Below are 19,124 nucleotides of genomic sequence, written 5' to 3'. Positions count from 1 at the left end.
TCAAAATTTGTGCTATATTCCGCGCCCGCGATTTCCCTGCACACCAGAACCGGTCACTGACATGCAAGCAGCCAAACCACTCTACGACTATCCCAAGTACTGGGCCGAATGTTTCGGGCCAGCACCTTTCCTGCCGATGAGCAGGGAGGAGATGGATCTGCTCGGCTGGGATTCCTGCGACATCATCATCGTGACCGGTGATGCTTACGTCGATCACCCGTCGTTCGGCATGGCCATCATCGGCCGCCTGCTGGAGGCACAGGGCTTCCGCGTAGGCATCATCGCCCAGCCGAACTGGCAGTCGAAAGACGACTTCATGAAGCTCGGCGAGCCGAACCTGTTCTTCGGTGTGGCCGCGGGCAACATGGACTCGATGATCAACCGCTACACCGCGGACAAGAAGATCCGTTCCGACGACGCCTACACCCCTGGTGGCCTGGCCGGCAGCCGTCCGGACCGCGCCAGCCTGGTGTACAGCCAGCGCTGCAAGGAAGCCTACAAGCATGTGCCGATCGTGCTCGGCGGCATCGAGGCCTCGCTGCGCCGCATCGCCCACTACGACTACTGGCAGGACAAGGTCCGCCACTCGATCCTGATCGACGCCAGCGCCGACATCCTGCTGTTCGGCAACGCCGAGCGCGCGGTGGTCGAGGTGGCCCAGCGCCTGTCCAACGGCGAGAAGATCGAGACCATCACCGATGTGCGCGGCACTGCTTTCGTGCGTCGTGACACGCCTCAGGGCTGGTACGAGATCGATTCGACCCGCATCGACCGCCCGGGCCGCGTCGACAAGATCATCAACCCGTACGTGAATACCCAGGACACCCAGGCCTGTGCCATCGAGCAGGCCAAGGGCGACCAGGAGGACCCGAACGAAGCCAAGGTCGTGCAGATTCTCGACAGCCCGAGCATGACCCGGGAAAAGTCGGTGATCCGCCTGCCGTCGTTCGAGAAGGTGCGTAACGACCCGGTACTCTATGCCCATGCCAACCGGGTACTGCACCTGGAGACCAACCCGGGCAACGCCCGCGCCCTGGTGCAGAAGCATGGCGAAGTGGATGTGTGGTTCAACCCGCCACCCATCCCCATGAGCACCGAGGAAATGGACTACGTGTTCGGCATGCCCTATGCCCGTGTGCCGCACCCGGCCTACGGCAAGGAGCGCATCCCGGCCTACGAGATGATCCGCTTCTCGGTGAACATCATGCGTGGCTGCTTCGGTGGCTGCACCTTCTGCTCGATCACCGAGCACGAAGGCCGCATCATCCAGAACCGCTCGCACGAGTCGATCCTGCACGAAATCGAAGAGATGCGTGACAAGGTGCCGGGCTTCACCGGCGTGGTCTCCGACCTTGGCGGCCCGACTGCCAACATGTACCGCATCGCCTGCAAGAGCCATGACATCGAGAAGCACTGCCGCAAGCCGTCGTGCGTATTCCCGGGCATCTGCGAAAACCTCAACACCGACCACAGCTCGCTGATCGAGCTGTACCGCAAGGCTCGTGCCCTGCCGGGTGTGAAGAAGATCCTGATTGCCTCTGGCCTGCGTTATGACCTGGCGGTGGAGTCGCCGGAGTACGTCAAGGAGCTGGTCACCCACCATGTCGGCGGTTACCTGAAGATTGCCCCGGAGCACACCGAGCGTGGCCCGTTGGACAAGATGATGAAGCCGGGCATCGGCACCTATGACCGCTTCAAGCGCATGTTCGAGAAGTTCTCGAAAGAGGCGGGCAAGGAGCAGTATCTGATCCCGTACTTCATCGCCGCGCACCCGGGCACCACCGACGAAGACATGATGAACCTGGCCCTGTGGCTGAAGGGCAACGGCTTCCGTGCCGACCAGGTGCAGGCGTTTTACCCGTCGCCGATGGCTTCGGCCACGGCCATGTACCACTCGGGCAAGAACCCGCTGCGCAAGGTGACCTACAAGAGCGAAGGTGTGGAGATCGTCAAGAGCGAGGAGCAGCGTCGTCTGCACAAGGCGTTCTTGCGTTACCACGATCCGAAGGGCTGGCCGATGCTGCGTGAGGCGCTGCAGCGCATGGGCCGTGCCGACCTGATCGGGCCGGGCAAGCACCAGCTGATCCCGCTGCACCAGCCGCAGACCGATACCTACCAGAGTGCTCGCCGCAAGAACTCGACCCCGGCGGGTAGCCACAAGGTGGGCAAGGAGCAGAAGGTCCTTACCCAGCACACCGGCCTGCCGCCGCGTGGCAGTGATGGCAGCAAACCGTGGGACAAGCGTGAAAAAGCCAAGGCCGAAGCGTTTGCGCGTAACCAGCAGGCGGCCAAGGAGCGCAAGGAAGCGGCCAAGGGTGGCAAAGGCAACAAGAAGCCGCGCCAGCCGGTCATTCCGCGCTAACTGATCCATATCGGGACCGCTTTGCGGTCCTTTCGCGACACAAGGCCGCTCCCACATCGATCGGCGTACGAAGTGCTGTTGTGGGAGCGGCCTTGTGTCGCGAAAGGGCTGCAAAGCAGCCCCGAAATCTGGAAATCAGTCAGGCTTCTTGTCGACCCACTTCGGCGCCACAGGCGCAACAAAGCTGTCCATCCCGTCCAGCAGCTCATCGGGCTGCTGCCCCAGCAGCAACATCGCCCGATGCTGCGGCCGCACGAAGCCTTCTTCGACGATATGGTCGAGGAACCCGCCCAGCTTCTCGTAGAAACCGTTCACATCCAGCAGCCCCAGCGGCTTGGCGTGATAGCCCAATTGCCCCCAGGTCCATACCTCGAACAACTCCTCCAGCGTACCCAGCCCACCGGGCAGGGCGATAAAGGCGTCGCTCAGTTCGGCCATGCGTGCCTTGCGCGCGTGCATGCCGTCGACCACTTCCAGGCGGCTGAGGCCCTTGTGGCCGATTTCGGCATTCATCAGGCTCTCGGGGATGATTCCGATCACTTCGCCACCGGCCGCCATGGCCGCGTCAGCGACGGTGCCCATCAGGCCAACTGCGCCGCCGCCATAGACCAGGGTCAGGCCGCGACGGGCTATCGCCTGGCCCAGCGCGATGGCCGCTTCACGGTAAGCGGGGTTGGCACCAATGCTGGCGCCGCAGAACACACAAACGGAACGTACGGGCATTGCTCATCTCCGGTCACTCAGGCTGACAGGGTAAGGCCCATGTCCTACAGTTCCAAGGCTGGTTTCACTCCGGTCGGGAGAATTCGCAGATGGCGCCGGTCGCTCCATGGGCGTAGGCCGCCAGCAGGCTGTTCATCAGGCTACCAAGGGTCATTTCGTATTGCTCCTAAATGAGAGGTTGTCCCATCGTCCAATAAAAGGGCATGATGTGCCCTTGAATTGGTTGTATACAATCCATTGAACAATTCTACTGGCTGGCCTCTTGACAGCCCCTTGACCCATATCAGCAAGGGGCTGAACGGTTTCAGGCAGTCTCGCAATTGATAAAACCCTGCCAAGGAGATTCATGATGTTTGCGAAAGCTGTAGCGGTATCCCTGCTGACCCTCGCCAGCGCTTCTGTCTTCGCAGCCGAGTGCTCGGTGACAGTCGACTCCACCGACCAGATGTCCTACAACACCAAGGAAATCACCGTCGACAAGAGCTGCAAGGAATTCACCGTCAAACTGACCCACTCCGGCAACCTGCCGAAGAACGTCATGGGCCACAACCTGGTGATCAGCAAGACTGCCGACATGCAGGGCATTGCCACCGAAGGCATGAGCCAGGGTCTGGAAAAGGACTACATCAAGGCTGACAACGCCGCGATCATCGCCCACACCAAGATGATTGGTGCTCCTGAGAAGGAGACCGAGGTGAAGTTCGATGCTACCAAGCTGGAAGCCGGTGGCGACTACAGCTTCTTCTGCACCTTCCCGGGCCACATCTCGATGATGAAGGGCAAGGTCGTCGTCAAGTAATCAAAAGCTGACGGTGAACCCTGTGGGAGCGGGTTCATCGGGACGCCGAACCGCCGCGAATGCAATGGTGAGCCCACCGACATATTCGCGGCGGTTCGGCGCCCCGATGAACCCGCTCCCACAGGTCTTTCTACAGCCTGATCAAGGGGCGAACGGCAGTTCGCGCTTGTGCTGGGTCTTGCGGTAGGTAGCGACGATGATATCGAACGCTTCCTGGTCAACCGGCTGCCCATGCAGGAAGGCATCGATCTGCTGGTAGGTCACGCCATGGGAGGCTTCGTCCGGCTTGCCCGGTGCCAGGTCTTCCAGGTCCGCAGTCGGCACCTTCTCCACCAGTGACTCCGGCGCACCGAAGCTGCGCGCAATCGCCCGCACCTGGTTCTTCACCAGCCCGCTCAGCGGCGCCAGATCGCAGGCACCATCACCGAACTTGGTAAAGAAGCCCATCACCGCCTCGGCGGCGTGGTCGGTACCGATCACCAGGCCCGCGCGGGCACCGGCGATGGTGTACTGGGCGACCATGCGGGTACGCGCCTTGACGTTGCCGACCACGAAGTCCACCAGCGTCGGCGAGCCGTTCTTCAACTCCACCACTTCAGCCGCAAGCGCCCGTACTGCCGGGGCGATATCTACGGTGTGCACTTCGTCGGCCTTGATCACTTCCAGGCACGCCTGGGCGTCATGCTCGTCATGCTGGACCTGGTAAGGCAGGCGCACGGCGATGAAGGTGTAGGCCTTGTCGCCGGTTTCGGCGCGCAGCTCGTTAATGGCGCGTTGGGCGAGCAGGGCGGCGGTCAGCGAGTCGACGCCGCCGCTGATGCCCAGCACCAGGGTCTTGAGCCGGGCGTTGGCCAGGCAATCCTTGATGAACGCCACGCGCCGGGCCACTTCGGCCTCGAGCGCGGCGGCGTCGGCGAACGGCGGCTGTACCTTCAGCGCCTGGGCAATCTCTTGCTGAACCGCTTGCATGGGTTACTCCTTGCTGGGGACTTTGAATACATGGCGCATATAGGCGACGAAGTTCTCGTCGCGGCATTGGGTCTTGGCGGCTTCGTCCGAAATCTTCGCTACCGGCGCGCCGTTGCAGTCGGTCATTTTAAGCACGATGCTCATCGGGGCCACACCCGGGATGTCGCAAGTCAGGTTGGTGCCGATGCCAAAGCTGACGTTGATGCGACCGCGCAGGGCTCGGAAGATTTCCAGCGAGCGGGTCAGGTTGAGACCGTCGGAAAACACCAGGGTCTTGGTCATCGGGTCGATACCCAGTTTCTGGTAATGGGCAATGGCTTTTTCCGCCCATGCCACCGGTTCGCCCGAGTCGTGGCGCAGGCCGTCGAACAGCTTGGCGAAGTACAGGTCGAAATCGCCGAGGAAGGCATCCATGGTGATGCAGTCGGTCAGGGCGATACCGAGCAGGCCGCGGTACTCGCGCACCCAGCAGTCCAGCGCGGCGATCTGGCTGTCGATCAGTCGCGGGCCGAGTTGCTGGTGGGCCATGATCCATTCATGAGCCATGGTACCCAGCGGCTTGATATCCAGTTTCCATGCCAGGTCGACGTTGCTGGTACCGACGAAGCGGCCCGGGAAATCGTCGCGCAGCACGCGCACCACTTCTTCCTGCACACGGCTGGAAAAACGCCGGCGGGTGCCGAAGTCGGCCACTTGCAGTTCGGCCAGTTCCTCTTCGTTGGCATGCGCGCGCAGCCAGTCGAACTTGCGGTATAGCTGGTCGCGGGCCTCGGCCAGGCGCATGCGCGGGTGCAGATGGCGGTTGCGCACTTCGCTGATGATCGCCAGCAGCGGCACTTCGAACAGGATCACATGCAGCCACGGGCCTTTCAGGCGCAGGAACAGCTGGTCGTTTTCTATCCCCAGGCGTACGTAGCGCAGGTTGAAGCGGAACAGGCGCAGAAAGCGCAGGAAATCTGGCTTGAGAAAGCTGATGCGTTCGAGAAAGGCCAGCTGGCCGTCATCCAGGGTGAGGTCGCTGAGCAGTTCGAGCTGGTTGCGGATCTCGCCGAGGTAGGGGCGCAGGTCCTCGCCGTTGCGGCAGCGGAATTCCCATTCGACGTCGGCGTCCGGGTAGTTGTGCAGCACGCCCTGCATCATGGTGAGTTTGTAGAAGTCGGTGTCGAGCAGGTTGTGCACGATGCGCTCGGCGAATGCGCTCTCGCTCATCAATGGGGCTCCGGAAGCGGCGAATGGCGGACATTGTGCCAGCCTTTTCGGCCTTGTTGTGTCTGGGCTGGCCTCTTCGCGGGTGAACCCGCTCCCACAGGGCCGCGTATCTGCCAAAACAGAGGTGTTTTTTCGCGCACCAGCTAGCCTTGAAACGGTGCCGCCTGTAGCAGTCGCGCACCAGCTGTGTGCAGTTCGGTGACGTCCGCTGTTACAGGGCGGTTGCACGTAAACACTTGCCAGGGTTGCAATGATGGCACTCGACGGTTGCTCCTTGTCTGTACGTGTGGTGGCGCCTGCCGCGTGGCAGACGGTTGCACGCTCAATAAAGAAAAGGCCGTCGGTCGCCTGCAGGCAACCTGCGCAGTGTGTTTTGCCGGAAGACAAAACCTATGGCACGGCCCTTGCTCTGAGCACAGGGCTGAGAAGTTGTAGTGCCAACCAAAAAAACTCTAGGAGCACCACCTCATGTCGCAGACGTTTTACAAGAAAGGTTTCCTGGCTCTGGCCGTAGCTACGGCACTGGGTGTTTCTTCGTATGTTCAGGCCGACGTCAAGATCGGTGTAGCGGGCCCGATGACTGGGGCTAACGCAGCGTTTGGCGAGCAGTACATGAAAGGTGCGCAGGCAGCGGCCGACAAGATCAACGCCGCCGGTGGCGTGAATGGCGAGAAAATCGTACTGGTCAAGGGCGATGACGCCTGCGAGCCGAAACAGGCCGTGGCCGTGGCCAACCGCCTGGTCGACCAGGACAAGGTGATCGGCGTGGTCGGCCACTTCTGTTCCTCCAACACCATCCCGGCCTCCGAGGTGTATGACGAGGCTGGCGTCATCGCCATCACCCCGGGCTCCACCAACCCACAGGTCACCGAGCGCGGCCTGGGCGCCATGTTCCGCATGTGCGGTCGTGACGACCAGCAGGGCATCGTCGCCGGCGACTACATCGTCGACGTACTCAAGGGCAAGAAAGTCGCGGTGCTGCACGACAAGGACACCTACGGCCAAGGCCTGGCCGACGCGACCAAGGCACAGCTGGAAAAACGCGGCGTCAAGCCGGTGCTGTACGAAGGCCTGACCCGCGGCGAGAAGGACTTCAGTGCCGTGGTCACCAAGATCCGTTCCACCGGTGCCGACGTTGTCTACTTCGGCGGCCTGCACCCGGAAGCCGGCCCGCTGGTACGCCAGCTGCGCGAGCAGGGCCTGAAGGACGTCAAGTTCATGTCCGATGACGGCATCGTCACCGACGAACTGGTGTCCACCGCTGGCGGCGCGCAATACGTCGATGGCGTGTACATGACCTTCGGCGCCGACCCGCGCCTGCTGCCGGACAGCAAGGCGGTGGTGGAGGAGTTCCGCAAGGCCGGTACCGAACCTGAAGGCTACACCCTGTACGCCTACGCCTCGCTGCAGGCCCTGGCTGCCGCGTTCAACGGCGCCAAGTCGAACAAGGGCGAAGACGCTGCCAAGTGGCTCAAGGCCAACCCGGTGAAGACCGTCATGGGCGAGAAAAAGTGGGACTCGAAGGGTGACCTGACCGTGTCCGACTACGTGGTCTACCAGTGGGATGCCCAAGGCAAGTACCACCAGCTGGAAAAACAAAAATAACAACGGCCCACGGCCCGGGCGCGTCAGCCCCCGGGCCAAAGCCCCGCGGTACCTGTCTTTATCCGTAGATCTGCACAGTACTGCGCTGCGAGGGCCGCCTGTTCCAGGCCCGCCGTGGTCGGCGCTCGTGCAATCTCAATCAGGTGAGATTGCGTTATGGATGGTATTTTCCTGCAGCAACTGGTCAACGGCCTGACCCTCGGGTCGGTCTATGGCCTGATCGCCATCGGCTACACAATGGTCTATGGCATCATCGGCATGATCAACTTCGCGCACGGCGAGGTGTACATGATTTCCGCGTACCTCGCGGCGATCAGCCTGGCATTGCTGGCTTATTTCGGTATCGAGTCGTTCCCCCTGTTGATGCTGGGCACCCTGTTGTTCACCATCGTCGTCACCGGCGTGTACGGCTTCACCATCGAACGCATCGCCTACAAACCCCTGCGCAACTCCACCCGCCTGGCACCACTGATCAGTGCCATCGGCATCTCGCTGATCCTGCAGAACTACGCGCAGATCAGCCAGGGCGCCCGCCAGCAAGGCGTGCCAACCCTGCTGGAAGGCGCCTGGCGTGTCGAAGTGGGCACCGGCTTCGTGCAACTTACCTACACCAAGATCTTCATCCTGGTGGCAGCCTTCGTTGGCATGGGCCTGCTCACCTATGTGATCAAGTACACCAAGCTCGGCCGCATGTGCCGTGCCACCCAGCAAGACCGCAAGATGGCCTCGATCCTGGGCATCAACACCGACCGGGTGATTTCCTACGTGTTCGTCATCGGTGCGGTTATGGCTGCCCTGGCCGGCGTGCTGATCACCATGAACTACGGCACCTTCGACTTCTACGCCGGCTTCATCATCGGCATCAAGGCGTTTACCGCCGCGGTGCTCGGCGGTATCGGCTCGCTGCCTGGCGCCATGCTCGGCGGGATCATCCTGGGCATTTCCGAGTCGCTGTTCTCTGGCCTGATCAACTCCGACTACAAGGACGTGTTCAGCTTCTCGCTGCTGGTGATGATCCTTATCTTCCGCCCACAAGGCCTGCTGGGTCGCCCGCTCGTGGCTAAGGTGTGAACATGTCCATTGCCAAAACTGCCTCTGTTCCTGAAAGCAAAAGTTTCGATATCAAACGCAGCCTGCTGGAGACCATCGTCGCCGGCCTGCTGGCACTCATCGTGTTCGGCCCTGTCGTTGGCGTGGTGCTCGACGGCTACACCTTCAACGCCGAGCCGCGGCGTGTGGCCTGGCTGGTTGGCGGGGTGATGCTGGGCCGCTTCCTGCTCAGCCTGTACCTGCAGACAGCCGCCGGCTCGCGCATGCTCCAGGGCTTCGAAAGCGGTGGCTCGGGCGTGCATGTGCGCGCGCCGAACTACGTATCGCGGCTGCGCTATATCATCCCGGCGCTGGTGGTGATCGCCATCGTCTTCCCGATTTTCGCCAACAAGTACCTGCTGACCGTCGTCATCCTCGGCCTGATCTACGTGCTGCTGGGCCTGGGGCTGAACATCGTGGTCGGCCTGGCCGGCCTTCTCGACCTGGGCTACGTGGCGTTTTATGCCATCGGCGCGTACGGCCTGGCGCTGGGTTACCAGTACCTTGGCCTGGGCTTCTGGAGCGTGCTGCCACTGGCGGCCATAGCTGCGGCGCTGGCGGGGTGCATACTCGGTTTCCCGGTGTTGCGGATGCACGGCGACTACCTGGCGATCGTGACCCTGGGCTTCGGCGAGATTATCCGCCTGGTGCTGAACAACTGGTTGTCGTTCACCGGCGGCCCCAACGGCATGCCGGCACCGGCGCCGACCTTCTTCGGCCTGGAGTTCGGCCGTAGGGCCAAGGACGGTGGGGTACCGATCCACGAGTTCTTCGGCTTCGATTACAACGCCAACCTCAAGTTTGTGTTCATCTACGCGGTGCTGTTCATCGTCGTGCTTGCAGTGCTCTACATCAAGCATCGCCTGACCCGCATGCCGGTCGGCCGTGCCTGGGAAGCGCTACGCGAAGACGAGATCGCCTGCCGCTCGATGGGCCTGAACCACGTACTGGTCAAGCTCTCGGCGTTTACCCTGGGTGCCTCCACCGCCGGCTTGGCCGGGGTGTTCTTTGCCACCTATCAGGGCTTCGTCAACCCGTCGTCGTTCACCTTCTTCGAGTCGGCGCTGATCCTCGCCATCGTCGTGCTCGGTGGTATGGGCTCGACCGTAGGCGTGGTGATCGCCGCCTTCGTGCTGACCGTGGCACCCGAGCTGCTGCGCAGCTTCTCCGAATACCGCGTGCTGCTGTTCGGTGTGTTGATGGTGCTGATGATGATCTGGCGACCGCGTGGGCTGATCCGCATCAGCCGTACCGGTGTGACCCCGCGTAAAGGAGTGGCGCCATGAGCGACGATATCATTCTCTCGGTCGACAACCTGATGATGCAGTTTGGCGGCATCAAGGCGCTCAGCGATGTCAGCCTGAAGGTCCGGCGCAACCAGATCTTCGCTTTGATCGGCCCCAACGGTGCGGGCAAGACCACCGTGTTCAACTGCCTGACCGGGTTCTACAAGGCCAGTGGCGGGCGCATCGAGCTGAACGTGCGCGGTAGCCACACCAACGTCATCCAGCTGCTCGGCGAGCGCTTCCAGGCGGCAGACTTCGTCTCCCCGGCGCGCTTCGCCAACCGCATGTACTACAAGATGTTCGGCGGTACCCACCTGGTCAACCGCGCCGGCCTGGCACGCACCTTCCAGAACATTCGCCTGTTCAAGGAAATGTCGGTGGTGGAGAACCTGCTGGTGGCGCAGCACATGTGGGTCAACCGCAACCTGCTGGCCGGGGTACTCAACACCAAGGCCTACCGCAAGGCCGAGAGCGACGCGCTGGACCACGCGTTCTACTGGCTGGAAGTGGTCGACCTGGTCGATTGCGCCAACCGCCTGGCTGGCGAGTTGTCGTACGGCCAGCAGCGCCGCCTGGAAATCGCCCGGGCCATGTGCACGCGGCCGAAGATCATCTGCCTGGACGAACCGGCGGCTGGCCTGAACCCACAGGAAACCGAGGCCCTCAGCCGCATGATCCGCGTGCTGCGCGACGAGCACGACATTACCGTGGTGCTGATCGAACACGATATGGGCATGGTCATGAGCATTTCCGATCATATCGTGGTGCTCGACCACGGCAACGTGATTGCCGAAGGCGCGCCGCAGGATATCCGCCACAACCCGACGGTGATCGCCGCCTACCTGGGTGCAGATGAAGAGGAACTGGTATGAGTGCACCCATTCTGGAATTGAAGGACCTGGACGTGTTCTACGGCCCTATCCAGGCGCTGAAGAAAGTCTCGATGCACATCAATGAAGGTGAGACGGTCAGCCTGATCGGCGCCAACGGCGCTGGCAAGTCGACCCTGCTGATGTCGATCTTCGGCCAGCCACGGGCGGCTTCGGGGCATATCGTGTACCGCGGCACCGACATCACTCGCAAGTCGTCGCATTACATTGCCTCCAACGGCATCGCCCAGTCGCCGGAAGGGCGCCGGGTGTTCCCCGACATGACGGTCGAGGAGAACCTGATGATGGGTACCATCCCCATCGGTGACAAGCATGCCGACGAAGACATGCAGCGCATGTACGAGCTGTTCCCGCGCTTGAAAGAGCGGCGTAACCAGAGGGCCATGACCATGTCTGGTGGCGAGCAGCAGATGCTGGCAATTGCCCGCGCGCTGATGAGCCGGCCAAAGTTGTTGCTGCTGGATGAGCCATCGCTGGGGCTGGCGCCGATCGTGGTCAAGCAGATCTTCTCGACCCTGCGTGAGCTGGCCAAGACCGGCATGACCATCTTCCTGGTTGAGCAGAACGCCAACCATGCGCTGAAACTGTCGGACCGGGCTTATGTGATGGTCAACGGGCAGATTCGCATGAGCGGGACGGGGCAGGAGCTGTTGGTCAACGAAGAAGTGCGCAACGCCTATCTCGGCGGGCATTGAGTTGCATTCGGGGGCCGCAAAGCGGCCCTCGAAGCCAATGTGGACAACCTTTCGAACACCTCTCCCCAATTACTCCACAACCCCACCACAAACCCTTGTTTCCACAGGATCATTTTTTCCACGGTTAATGTGGAACCGCCTGTGGAAAACATGGTGGCATCTCGCTCAAGCCCTTTGATACCAAGCCCTGCAGAGTCATGATCATTTTTTGATCAATTGCACCTTGTGGATTATTTTCCCAGGTTTTTCAAAGCCCTGCATTCATTCCAAGGCTCGCGCAAAGCCTGTGGATAACCCTGTGAAAAAACCTTGGACAGACCGCTGCAGACGGCATGCTTGAAAGCCTTGCGCCATCACCGAAAAGATATCCACCGACCATAAGTCGCTGAAAGGGTTCCGTACCGTGGACAAGTTGCCCCCAATCCGTGGGGAAAGCCTTGTGGATAACGTGCGCATAGCTGGTGCCGAGCCGTCTGCTGTAAGGGTTTGCCACATATGATCAAAAAATGAACAGTATCCCGGGCGGGTTGCTGCAAGCACGCGGCGCGGGCATGCTGCAAGACTGCCGATGACAATCCACCGTGAGGAACAGAGCATGACGTCCACCGTATTCATCACTGGCGCGACTTCCGGTTTCGGTGAGGCCACTGCCCGCCGTTTTGCCGAAGCTGGTTGGAAGCTGGTGCTCACTGGCCGCCGCAAGCAGCGCCTGGATGCCCTGTGCGCAGAACTGTCGGCCAAGACCGAAGTACAGGGCCTGGTGCTCGACGTGCGTGACCGCAAAGCCATGGAGCAGGCCATCGCCAACTTGCCGGCCGGCTTCGACAAGTTACGCGGCCTGGTCAACAACGCAGGCCTGGCGCTAGGGGTGGACGCGGCGCAGAACTGCAGCCTGGACGACTGGGAAACCATGGTCGATACCAACATCAAGGGCCTGATGTACACCACTCGCCTGCTGCTGCCACGGCTGATCGCCCATGGCCGTGGGGCGTCGATCCTCAACGTAGGTTCCGTGGCGGGCAACTACCCGTACCCAGGCAGCAACGTGTATGGCGGCACCAAGGCCTTCGTCGGCCAGTTCTCGTTGAGCCTGCGCTGCGACCTGCGGGGCACGGGCGTGCGCGTCAGCAATATCGAGCCGGGCCTGTGCGAGAGCGAGTTCTCGCTGGTGCGCTTTGGCGGTGACCAGGCCAAATACGACGCCACCTACGCCGGTGCCGAGCCGATCCAGCCGCAGGACATCGCCGAGACCATTTTCTGGATCCTCAACCAGCCGGCGCATATCAATATCAACAGCCTCGAGCTGATGCCGGTGAGCCAGGACTGGGCAGGGTTCTCGATCGACCGGTCGGTCAAAGGCTGATCCGAGGGCCTCTTCGCGGGTAAACCCGCTCCCACAGGTACTGCACCGGTTTCAGAGCAGGCGCTATCCCTGTGGGAGCGGGTTCACCCGCGAATGCGTCAGCCCAGGCGCTGCAGCCCTTCCAGGCAAGTTGCCAAATGATAGGGCGTAGTCGAAGGCATATCATGCCGGCTGACACTGCCTTGCCCATCCCGGCACTCATACCAGCCGGCCTCACGCAGGAACCGCGTTTCCAGGGCTTGTAACTGCCTGGCAAGCTTGCTCTCGCCCCCTGTCCGCAACACCAGCGCCCGCAGGTACTCCGCCTGCGCCCAGATCCGCTGGGTGGCGTCGAGCACCTGGCCATCTACATCCAGCATCGCCAGCACAGCGGCATCCTTCACCCCGTATTGCTCGGCGTAGCCGAAAGCCCGGTCGATGGACGCATGCAGCGGCGTATCTCGCAGCAGTGGCGAGGTATGCAGGAGGTAGAACCACTCGAACTGGTGCCCCGGCTCGAACCAGTTATCCACAGTGCCGTGTGGCTTTTCCAGCATCAGGCCGTGGGCGGGGTCGATGAAGTGTTCCTGCAGCGCGTCGCACAGGTGCAGCAACGACTGCCGGGCATGCTTGTCGTCACGCACCGCCAGCACCTGCAGGAAGGCTTCGGCCAGGTGCATCTGCGGGTTTTGCAGCGGGCCGCTGCCAAGGTCTGCCCAGTCTTCAGCGAGGCTGGCTTCGTACAGGCCGTCGTCGCGGGCGAACTGCTGGTCGATGATGTCCAGCGCGGCGTTCAGCGTGGACTCCACCAGGTTTTCACGCACCTTGCCCCAGTAGTGCGCACAGGCGAAGACGATGAACGCGTGGGTGTAGAGGTCCTTGCGCCGGTCCAGCGGTTTGCCCTGGGCGTCGATGCTGTAGAACCAGCCGCCGTGTTCGGCGTCGTGGAAGTGCTTCTGCAGCGAGCGGAACAAGGCGGCCGCACGCTCGGCTGCGCCCGGTTGCCCGATGCGGCTGCTGAACAGGTAAAGCTGCCTTGCGCAGGCCATGGCCCGGTAGCGCTGCACCGGCAATGGCTGGTGCTGGGCGTCCAGTGCCTCGTAGGGCAGGGCCATGTCGGCGTTCCAGCCCGGGCCTTGCCACAACGGCACGATGCGTTCGGCGAAGTGCTGGTTGAAGCGGGCCAGTTCGGGCAGGGTGGGGCGGGGGTCGGACATTTCGGCGCTCGTCGCTGTCGGGCAGGGCGCCATGGTAGCAGAACTGGGTTGTGGGTAGCCTGTGCCGGCCTCTTCGCGGGTGAACCCGCTCCCACAGGTATTGCGCTTCCCTCAGGTCCGGTGCCGTACTTGTGGGAGCGGGTTCACCCGCGAAGAGGTCAGTACAGGCTACCGATCAGCTCGGGTTGCCAAGCCCCTGCCAATGCCGCGCCCCTACGAAGATGAAGCGCAACTGCTGGGTGATCTTTTCCTGCGGCGTCAACGCCTGTGGATAACCCGCTTCGGGGCTGTCGATAAGCTCGGGCAGGGTGGCGAACACGGTCTTCACCACCAGGTCGGCCATCACCGCCAGCGCGGCGCTGTCCAGGTGCTGCCAGCGCTTCATCCGCGCCAGGTCGGTGGCCAGGTCGTCGCTGATGTCCTGTCGCAGGCGGGCGATGGCCTGGCGTACGGCCTGTGAACCGCCGTACTGCTCACGGGCGAGGAACAGGAACTGCGCACGGTGGGCGGCGACCACGTCAAGGAAGATGCGCACCGAGGCGTCGGTGATGCCGCCCAATTCGAATTCGTTGTGGCGCACCAGGCGGATGGTCTGGCGGAAGGTGGTGTCGACCTCGGCAACCAGGGCCAGGCCCAAGGCGTCCATGTCGGAAAAATGCCGGTAAAAACCGGTGGGTACGATGCCGGCCGTCTTTGCCACTTCGCGCAGGCTGATACTGCCGAAACCACGGCCACTCTCCATGAGCTGGCAGGCAGCATCGAGCAGGGCCTGGCGGGTCTGTAGCTTCTGTTCGGCGCGCGGCAGCATGGTGCGGGCTTCTATGGCGGTAAGGCTGGGCACTCTAGTTAAAAAAACAAAGCCCGGTCAATGGACCGGGCCTGGAGGGGAGCTGGCGTTGTGACATAGGTTGTTCTTTTCGGTCATGGCGATCAGCTCACACGGCTGATTTCAACCAGGCGATCGGAACCACCCTCGGCAACACGGCCAGTACGTTCGATCAGGCGATCGGAGCCACCCTCGGCAACGCGGCCAGAACGTTCGATCAGGCGATCGGAACCACCCTCGGCAACGCGGCCAGAACGTTCGATCAGGCGATCGGAACCACCCTCGGCGACGCGGCCAGAACGTTCGATCAGGCGATCGGAACCACCCTCGGCGACGCGGCCAGTACGTTCGATCAGGCGATCGGAACCACCCTCGGCAACGCGGCCAGTACGTTCGATCAGGCGATCGGAACCACCCTCGGCGACGCGGCCAGTACGTTCGATCAGGCGATCGGAGCCACCTTCGGCAACGCGGGCACTACGTTCGATCAGGCGATCAGCACCACCTTCAGCAACGGTCTTCAGCGGCTGGGCGATTTCAGCAGCGCTGGAGCGCGATTCGGCGGTCAGGTGTTGCTCGTCGGCTGGCAGGGCAAAAGCGTTGGCAGCCAGGATGGACAGGGTCAGGGTCAGCAGATGGCGTTTCATGATTTCGGTGCTCCTCTCGGGGGCTGGAAAGTGGGTACGGAGCCAATGCTACGCCGCGTAACGCCAGAGAGAAGTTCATACGGGTAATGGTAACAATCGACCGTATTGATAGAGATTTGAAACTGCTCTAGACAGCACTTTACAGGCCGTTAGGTGGCAATTTGATGGCGCTTTTGCAGGTAACACGCACGGTCTGGCGCGACGATTTGCTGAGCAAAAGGCCAGGAAAAACTTCGCTATCATGGCGCCATCGATAAAACCCCACGGGTTTTCATCAGTCCGAGATATTGAGTGCCACCGCTGCACCTGTTCTGTGCCATACCGCAAGGAGAATCACGCAATGACGCGTCCCGCCAGAATCCTCGTCTGGACCTTCACCAGCCTGCTGACCCTGCTGGCGATCCTGGTGGTGGTGATTGCCACCTTCGACTGGAACCGCGTCAAGCCCCTGCTCAACGAGAAAGTCTCCGAGGCCCTGCAGCGGCCCTTCGCGATCAATGGCAACCTTGCCGTGGACTGGCGCACCGAACCAGAAGAGGGGGGCTGGCGTGCCTGGGTGCCCTGGCCGCACTTCATTGCCGAAGACCTGACCCTGGGCAACCCCGAGTGGCTCAAGGAACCGAAGATGGTCGGCCTGGAGCGCGTGGCGTTCCGCCTGGCGCCGCTGCCGCTGCTGTTCCAGCAGATCAGCATCCCGCGCATCGACCTGACCAAGCCCACAGCCAGCCTCACCCGCCTGGCCGATGGCCGCGCCAACTGGGCCTTCGACTTCGGCCCCAAGGATGAAAACGCAGAGCCTTCCAAATGGCAGCTGGACATTGGCGCCATCGGCTTCGACCAGGGCAATGTCAGCTTCGATGACCAAACCCTGAAAACCAGCATGAAGGTGCAGATCGACCCGCTGGGCAAGCCTGTCCCGTTCAGCGACATCGTCGGCAAGGCTAGCGCCGAGAAGGTCGGTGCCGCGCAGGACTATGCCTTCGGGCTCAAGGCCCAGGGCCGCTACAAAGGCCAGTTGGTGTCCGGTACCGGCAAGATCGGCGGCCTGCTGGCCCTGCAGGACGCCAGCCAGCCGTTCCCGCTGCAGGCTGACGTGCGCATCGCCGACACCCATGTGGTGCTTGCCGGCACCCTGACCGACCCGCGCAACCTCGGCGCCCTCGACCTGCGCCTGCGCCTGTCCGGGGCCAGCCTGGGCAACCTCTACCCGTTGACCGGCGTAACCTTGCCCGACACCCCGGCCTATTCCACCGACGGCCACCTCAGCGCCAACCTCCACGCGGCGCAGGGTGCGACCTTCAATTACCAGGGTTTCAACGGCAAGATCGGTGACAGCGATATCCATGGCGACCTGGCCTTCGTTGCCAGCCAGCCACGGCCCAAGCTGTCCGGCAACCTGGTGTCCAACCAGTTGTTGTTCAAGGACCTGGCACCGCTGATCGGTGCCGACTCCAACGCCGAGCAGAAAGCCCGCGGTGGTGCCAGCAAGCAGCCGGAGGGCAAGGTGCTGCCAGTGGAAGAGTTCCGCACCGAGCGCTGGCGCGCGATGGACGCCGACGTCACCTTCGCTGGCAAGCGCATCGTGCACAGCGCGCAACTGCCGTTCAACGACCTGTCGGCCCACGTGATCCTGGAGGACGGCCTGCTGCGCCTGGAGCCCCTGCGTTTTGGCGTGGCTGGCGGCAACCTGGCTTCCAGGATTCGCCTGGATGGCCGCAACGTACCGTTGCAGGGGCGTGCCCGGCTGACGGCGCGGGGCTTCAAGCTCAAGCAGTTGTTCCCCTCCTTTGCGCCGATGCAGACCAGCTTCGGTGAGTTGAATGGCGATGCCGATATCACTGGCCGGGGCAACTCGGTGGCCGCCTTGCTGGGCACGGCCAATGGCGACCTGCGCATGCTGATCAACGATGGTGCCATCAGCCGCAGCCTGATGGAGATTGCCGGGTTGAACGTGGGCAACTATGTGGTCGGCAAGCTGTTTGGCGATGAGGATGTGAAGATCAACTGCGCAGCGGCTGACGTGGGTATCAAGGATGGCCTGGCGACCACGCGCCTGTTCATCTTCGATACCGAGAACGCGATCATCTACATCAACGGCACGGCCAATTTCGCCACGGAGCAGCTGGACCTGAAAATTACCCCCGAATCGAAAGGGTTGCGGCTGTTCTCGCTGCGCTCGCCGCTGTATGTGCGCGGGCCGTTCGCCAAGCCCAGTGCCGGGGTGCAGGCGGTGCCGCTGGCATTACGCGGAGCGGGAATGGTGGCATTGGGCGTGGTTGCCGGGCCGGCGGCGGGGTTGCTGGCGCTGATTGCGCCTAGCAGCGGGGATGATCCCAACCAGTGCACGCCGCTGTTGCAGCAGATGAAGGCGGGCAAGGCGCCGGCGGTGGTGAAAGAGCGGAAATAGCAGGGGGCCGCTTCGCGGCCCATCGCGACACAAGGCCGCTCCCACAGGTATTTCACAGCCCTAAAGACTTGTGGAATACCCGTGGGAGCGGCCTTGTGTCGCGAAAGGGGCGCAAAGCGCCCCCAAGAATCACAAGCCTTGCAACAGGTCGGACATATCGTCCGCGTGCTCTTCTTCCTGCGCGAGGATGTCTTCAAAAATCCGCCGCGTAGTCGGATCTTTATCCCCGATGTACCGAATGATCTCGCGATAGCTATCGATGGCGATACGCTCCGCCACCAGGTCTTCCAGCACCATCTCTTTCAATGAAGTGCCCGCCACATATTGGGCATGGGACCGCTTGCTCAGGTTGTCCGGGTTGAAATCCGGCTCTCCACCCAACTGCACGATCCGTTCGGCAAGCTTGTCGGCGTGCTCGGCTTCCTGGTTGGCATGCTCGAGGAATTCATCGGCAGCCACGCTGGCCTTGATGCCGCTGGCCATGAAGTAGTGACGCTTGTAGCGCAGCACGCAGACCAGTTCGGTGGCCAGTGAATCATTGAGCAGGCGCAGGATCTGTTGGCGATCAGCATCGTAACCCTCGGTCACCGCACCTTGCTCGACATGCTGACGGGCACGTTCGCGCAGGGTTTGTACATCGGTCAGTTCATTCGCATTCATGTTCATCTCCTGGAACATCAGGGTGGTCATGGATATGGCCTGGAAGGCTTAGGCGCCGTGGACGGCGTCGCTGTCTTCTTCGCGTTGTTTGCAAGTCTTGAAGCCCTTGGCGTCGACATGGCCGGTGGCGTCGAAGCGCACGTAGTAGGGCTGCTGGTGGCCATCGTGGTTGAGGATGTAGTCGTTGCAGGTGCCACCATGGGGGAGGTCGATGACGTTGGACGGGCTGCCGCCGATGGCGATGACTTTCTGCATGGTCATGCCTTTTTCCACCTGCTTGACCAGCGGTTCGTCGCGGTAGGTGACGTAATCCACCGGGTTTTCCGGGCGGCTGCCGCAGGCGACGAGGGTGGCACTTGCCAGAAGGATTGCCAGGGTCTGCTTGTACATGGTCCCGC

At 62.1% G+C, this 19,124-nt stretch carries 17 protein-coding genes; 9 read left to right on the top strand and 8 right to left on the bottom strand.

What is annotated here, in order from left to right; translation table 11 throughout:
• The first annotated feature begins 61 nt into the window (after positions 1-61).
• Complete coding sequence (locus tag QN085_RS23045; protein ID WP_041506363.1) at positions 62-2,362, top strand: YgiQ family radical SAM protein; 2,301 nt, start codon at positions 62-64, stop codon at positions 2,360-2,362.
• 135 nt (positions 2,363-2,497) lie between these two features.
• Here the strand turns inward: QN085_RS23045 and QN085_RS23040 are convergent, their stop codons facing one another.
• Positions 2,498-3,085, bottom strand: coding sequence for a cytokinin riboside 5'-monophosphate phosphoribohydrolase (locus tag QN085_RS23040; protein WP_023660590.1), 588 nt, complete (start codon positions 3,083-3,085; stop codon positions 2,498-2,500).
• A 349-nt stretch (positions 3,086-3,434) separates the two neighbouring features.
• Between QN085_RS23040 and azu the strand changes: the two genes are divergently transcribed.
• Complete coding sequence (gene azu / locus QN085_RS23035; protein WP_015271990.1) at positions 3,435-3,884, top strand: azurin; 450 nt, start codon at positions 3,435-3,437, stop codon at positions 3,882-3,884.
• 141 nt (positions 3,885-4,025) lie between these two features.
• Here azu and nadE read toward each other — a convergent pair whose 3' ends face one another.
• Positions 4,026-4,853: an NAD(+) synthase gene (gene nadE, locus QN085_RS23030; RefSeq protein ID WP_013974414.1), complete on the bottom strand. Its 828-nt coding sequence runs from the start codon at positions 4,851-4,853 to the stop codon at positions 4,026-4,028.
• Between the two features lie 3 nt (positions 4,854-4,856).
• The gene (gene pncB / locus QN085_RS23025) at positions 4,857-6,062 is read right to left on the bottom strand and encodes a nicotinate phosphoribosyltransferase (protein WP_013974413.1); all 1,206 of its coding nucleotides are present in this window, start codon (positions 6,060-6,062) and stop codon (positions 4,857-4,859) included.
• Positions 6,063-6,530: 468 nt separating this feature from the next.
• Between pncB and QN085_RS23020 the strand changes: the two genes are divergently transcribed.
• The 6 genes from QN085_RS23020 to QN085_RS22995 all read left to right on the top strand — a co-directional run bounded on the left by QN085_RS23020 (position 6,531) and on the right by QN085_RS22995 (position 12,990).
• On the top strand, positions 6,531-7,667 hold the full coding sequence (locus tag QN085_RS23020) for a branched-chain amino acid ABC transporter substrate-binding protein (RefSeq protein ID WP_013974412.1): 1,137 nt from the start codon (positions 6,531-6,533) through the stop codon (positions 7,665-7,667).
• Between the two features lie 156 nt (positions 7,668-7,823).
• On the top strand, positions 7,824-8,738 hold the full coding sequence (locus QN085_RS23015; protein ID WP_013974411.1) for an ABC transporter permease subunit: 915 nt from the start codon (positions 7,824-7,826) through the stop codon (positions 8,736-8,738).
• A 2-nt stretch (positions 8,739-8,740) separates the two neighbouring features.
• The gene (gene livM, locus QN085_RS23010; RefSeq protein ID WP_024087808.1) at positions 8,741-10,042 is read left to right on the top strand and encodes a high-affinity branched-chain amino acid ABC transporter permease LivM; all 1,302 of its coding nucleotides are present in this window, start codon (positions 8,741-8,743) and stop codon (positions 10,040-10,042) included.
• Positions 10,039-10,914 carry an ATP-binding cassette domain-containing protein gene (locus QN085_RS23005; RefSeq protein WP_010955466.1) on the top strand — a complete coding sequence of 292 codons (876 nt, stop codon included), beginning with the start codon at positions 10,039-10,041 and terminating at the stop codon, positions 10,912-10,914. Before livM ends, QN085_RS23005 begins: the two co-directional genes overlap by 4 nt.
• A complete protein-coding gene (locus QN085_RS23000; RefSeq protein WP_015271986.1) occupies positions 10,911-11,627 on the top strand; it encodes an ABC transporter ATP-binding protein in 717 nt (238 codons plus the stop codon). The genes QN085_RS23005 and QN085_RS23000 overlap by 4 nt, the downstream gene beginning before the upstream one ends.
• A gap of 595 nt (positions 11,628-12,222) precedes the next feature.
• Entirely contained in the window at positions 12,223-12,990 is a 768-nt protein-coding gene (locus QN085_RS22995; protein WP_023660595.1) for an SDR family oxidoreductase, read from the top strand.
• A gap of 98 nt (positions 12,991-13,088) precedes the next feature.
• Here QN085_RS22995 and QN085_RS22990 read toward each other — a convergent pair whose 3' ends face one another.
• The 3 genes from QN085_RS22990 to QN085_RS22980 form a co-directional block, all read right to left on the bottom strand.
• Positions 13,089-14,186, bottom strand: a complete 1,098-nt coding sequence (locus tag QN085_RS22990; protein ID WP_024087807.1) for an AGE family epimerase/isomerase — start codon at positions 14,184-14,186, stop codon at positions 13,089-13,091.
• A gap of 175 nt (positions 14,187-14,361) precedes the next feature.
• Complete coding sequence (locus QN085_RS22985; protein WP_023662510.1) at positions 14,362-14,994, bottom strand: TetR family transcriptional regulator; 633 nt, start codon at positions 14,992-14,994, stop codon at positions 14,362-14,364.
• Positions 14,995-15,116: 122 nt separating this feature from the next.
• Positions 15,117-15,659 (bottom strand): hypothetical protein, encoded by a 543-nt coding sequence (locus QN085_RS22980; protein WP_038410167.1) that lies wholly within the window; start codon positions 15,657-15,659, stop codon positions 15,117-15,119.
• A gap of 340 nt (positions 15,660-15,999) precedes the next feature.
• On the opposite strand from QN085_RS22980, the gene QN085_RS22975 reads away from it, so the two are divergent.
• Positions 16,000-18,066: an AsmA family protein gene (locus QN085_RS22975; RefSeq protein ID WP_013974404.1), complete on the top strand. Its 2,067-nt coding sequence runs from the start codon at positions 16,000-16,002 to the stop codon at positions 18,064-18,066.
• Between the two features lie 129 nt (positions 18,067-18,195).
• On the opposite strand, the gene QN085_RS22970 is transcribed toward QN085_RS22975, so the two are convergent.
• A complete protein-coding gene (locus tag QN085_RS22970) occupies positions 18,196-18,726 on the bottom strand; it encodes a ferritin-like domain-containing protein (RefSeq protein WP_015271981.1) in 531 nt (176 codons plus the stop codon).
• Between the two features lie 48 nt (positions 18,727-18,774).
• Positions 18,775-19,116 (bottom strand): osmotically-inducible lipoprotein OsmE, encoded by a 342-nt coding sequence (gene osmE / locus QN085_RS22965; RefSeq protein ID WP_003258245.1) that lies wholly within the window; start codon positions 19,114-19,116, stop codon positions 18,775-18,777.
• Positions 19,117-19,124 lie beyond the last annotated feature (8 nt).

The organism is Pseudomonas sp. M2(2023) (assembly GCF_030263955.1).
Classification (GTDB): domain Bacteria; phylum Pseudomonadota; class Gammaproteobacteria; order Pseudomonadales; family Pseudomonadaceae; genus Aquipseudomonas; species Aquipseudomonas asiatica.
This window is presented reverse-complemented; position numbering and strand designations above follow the sequence as displayed.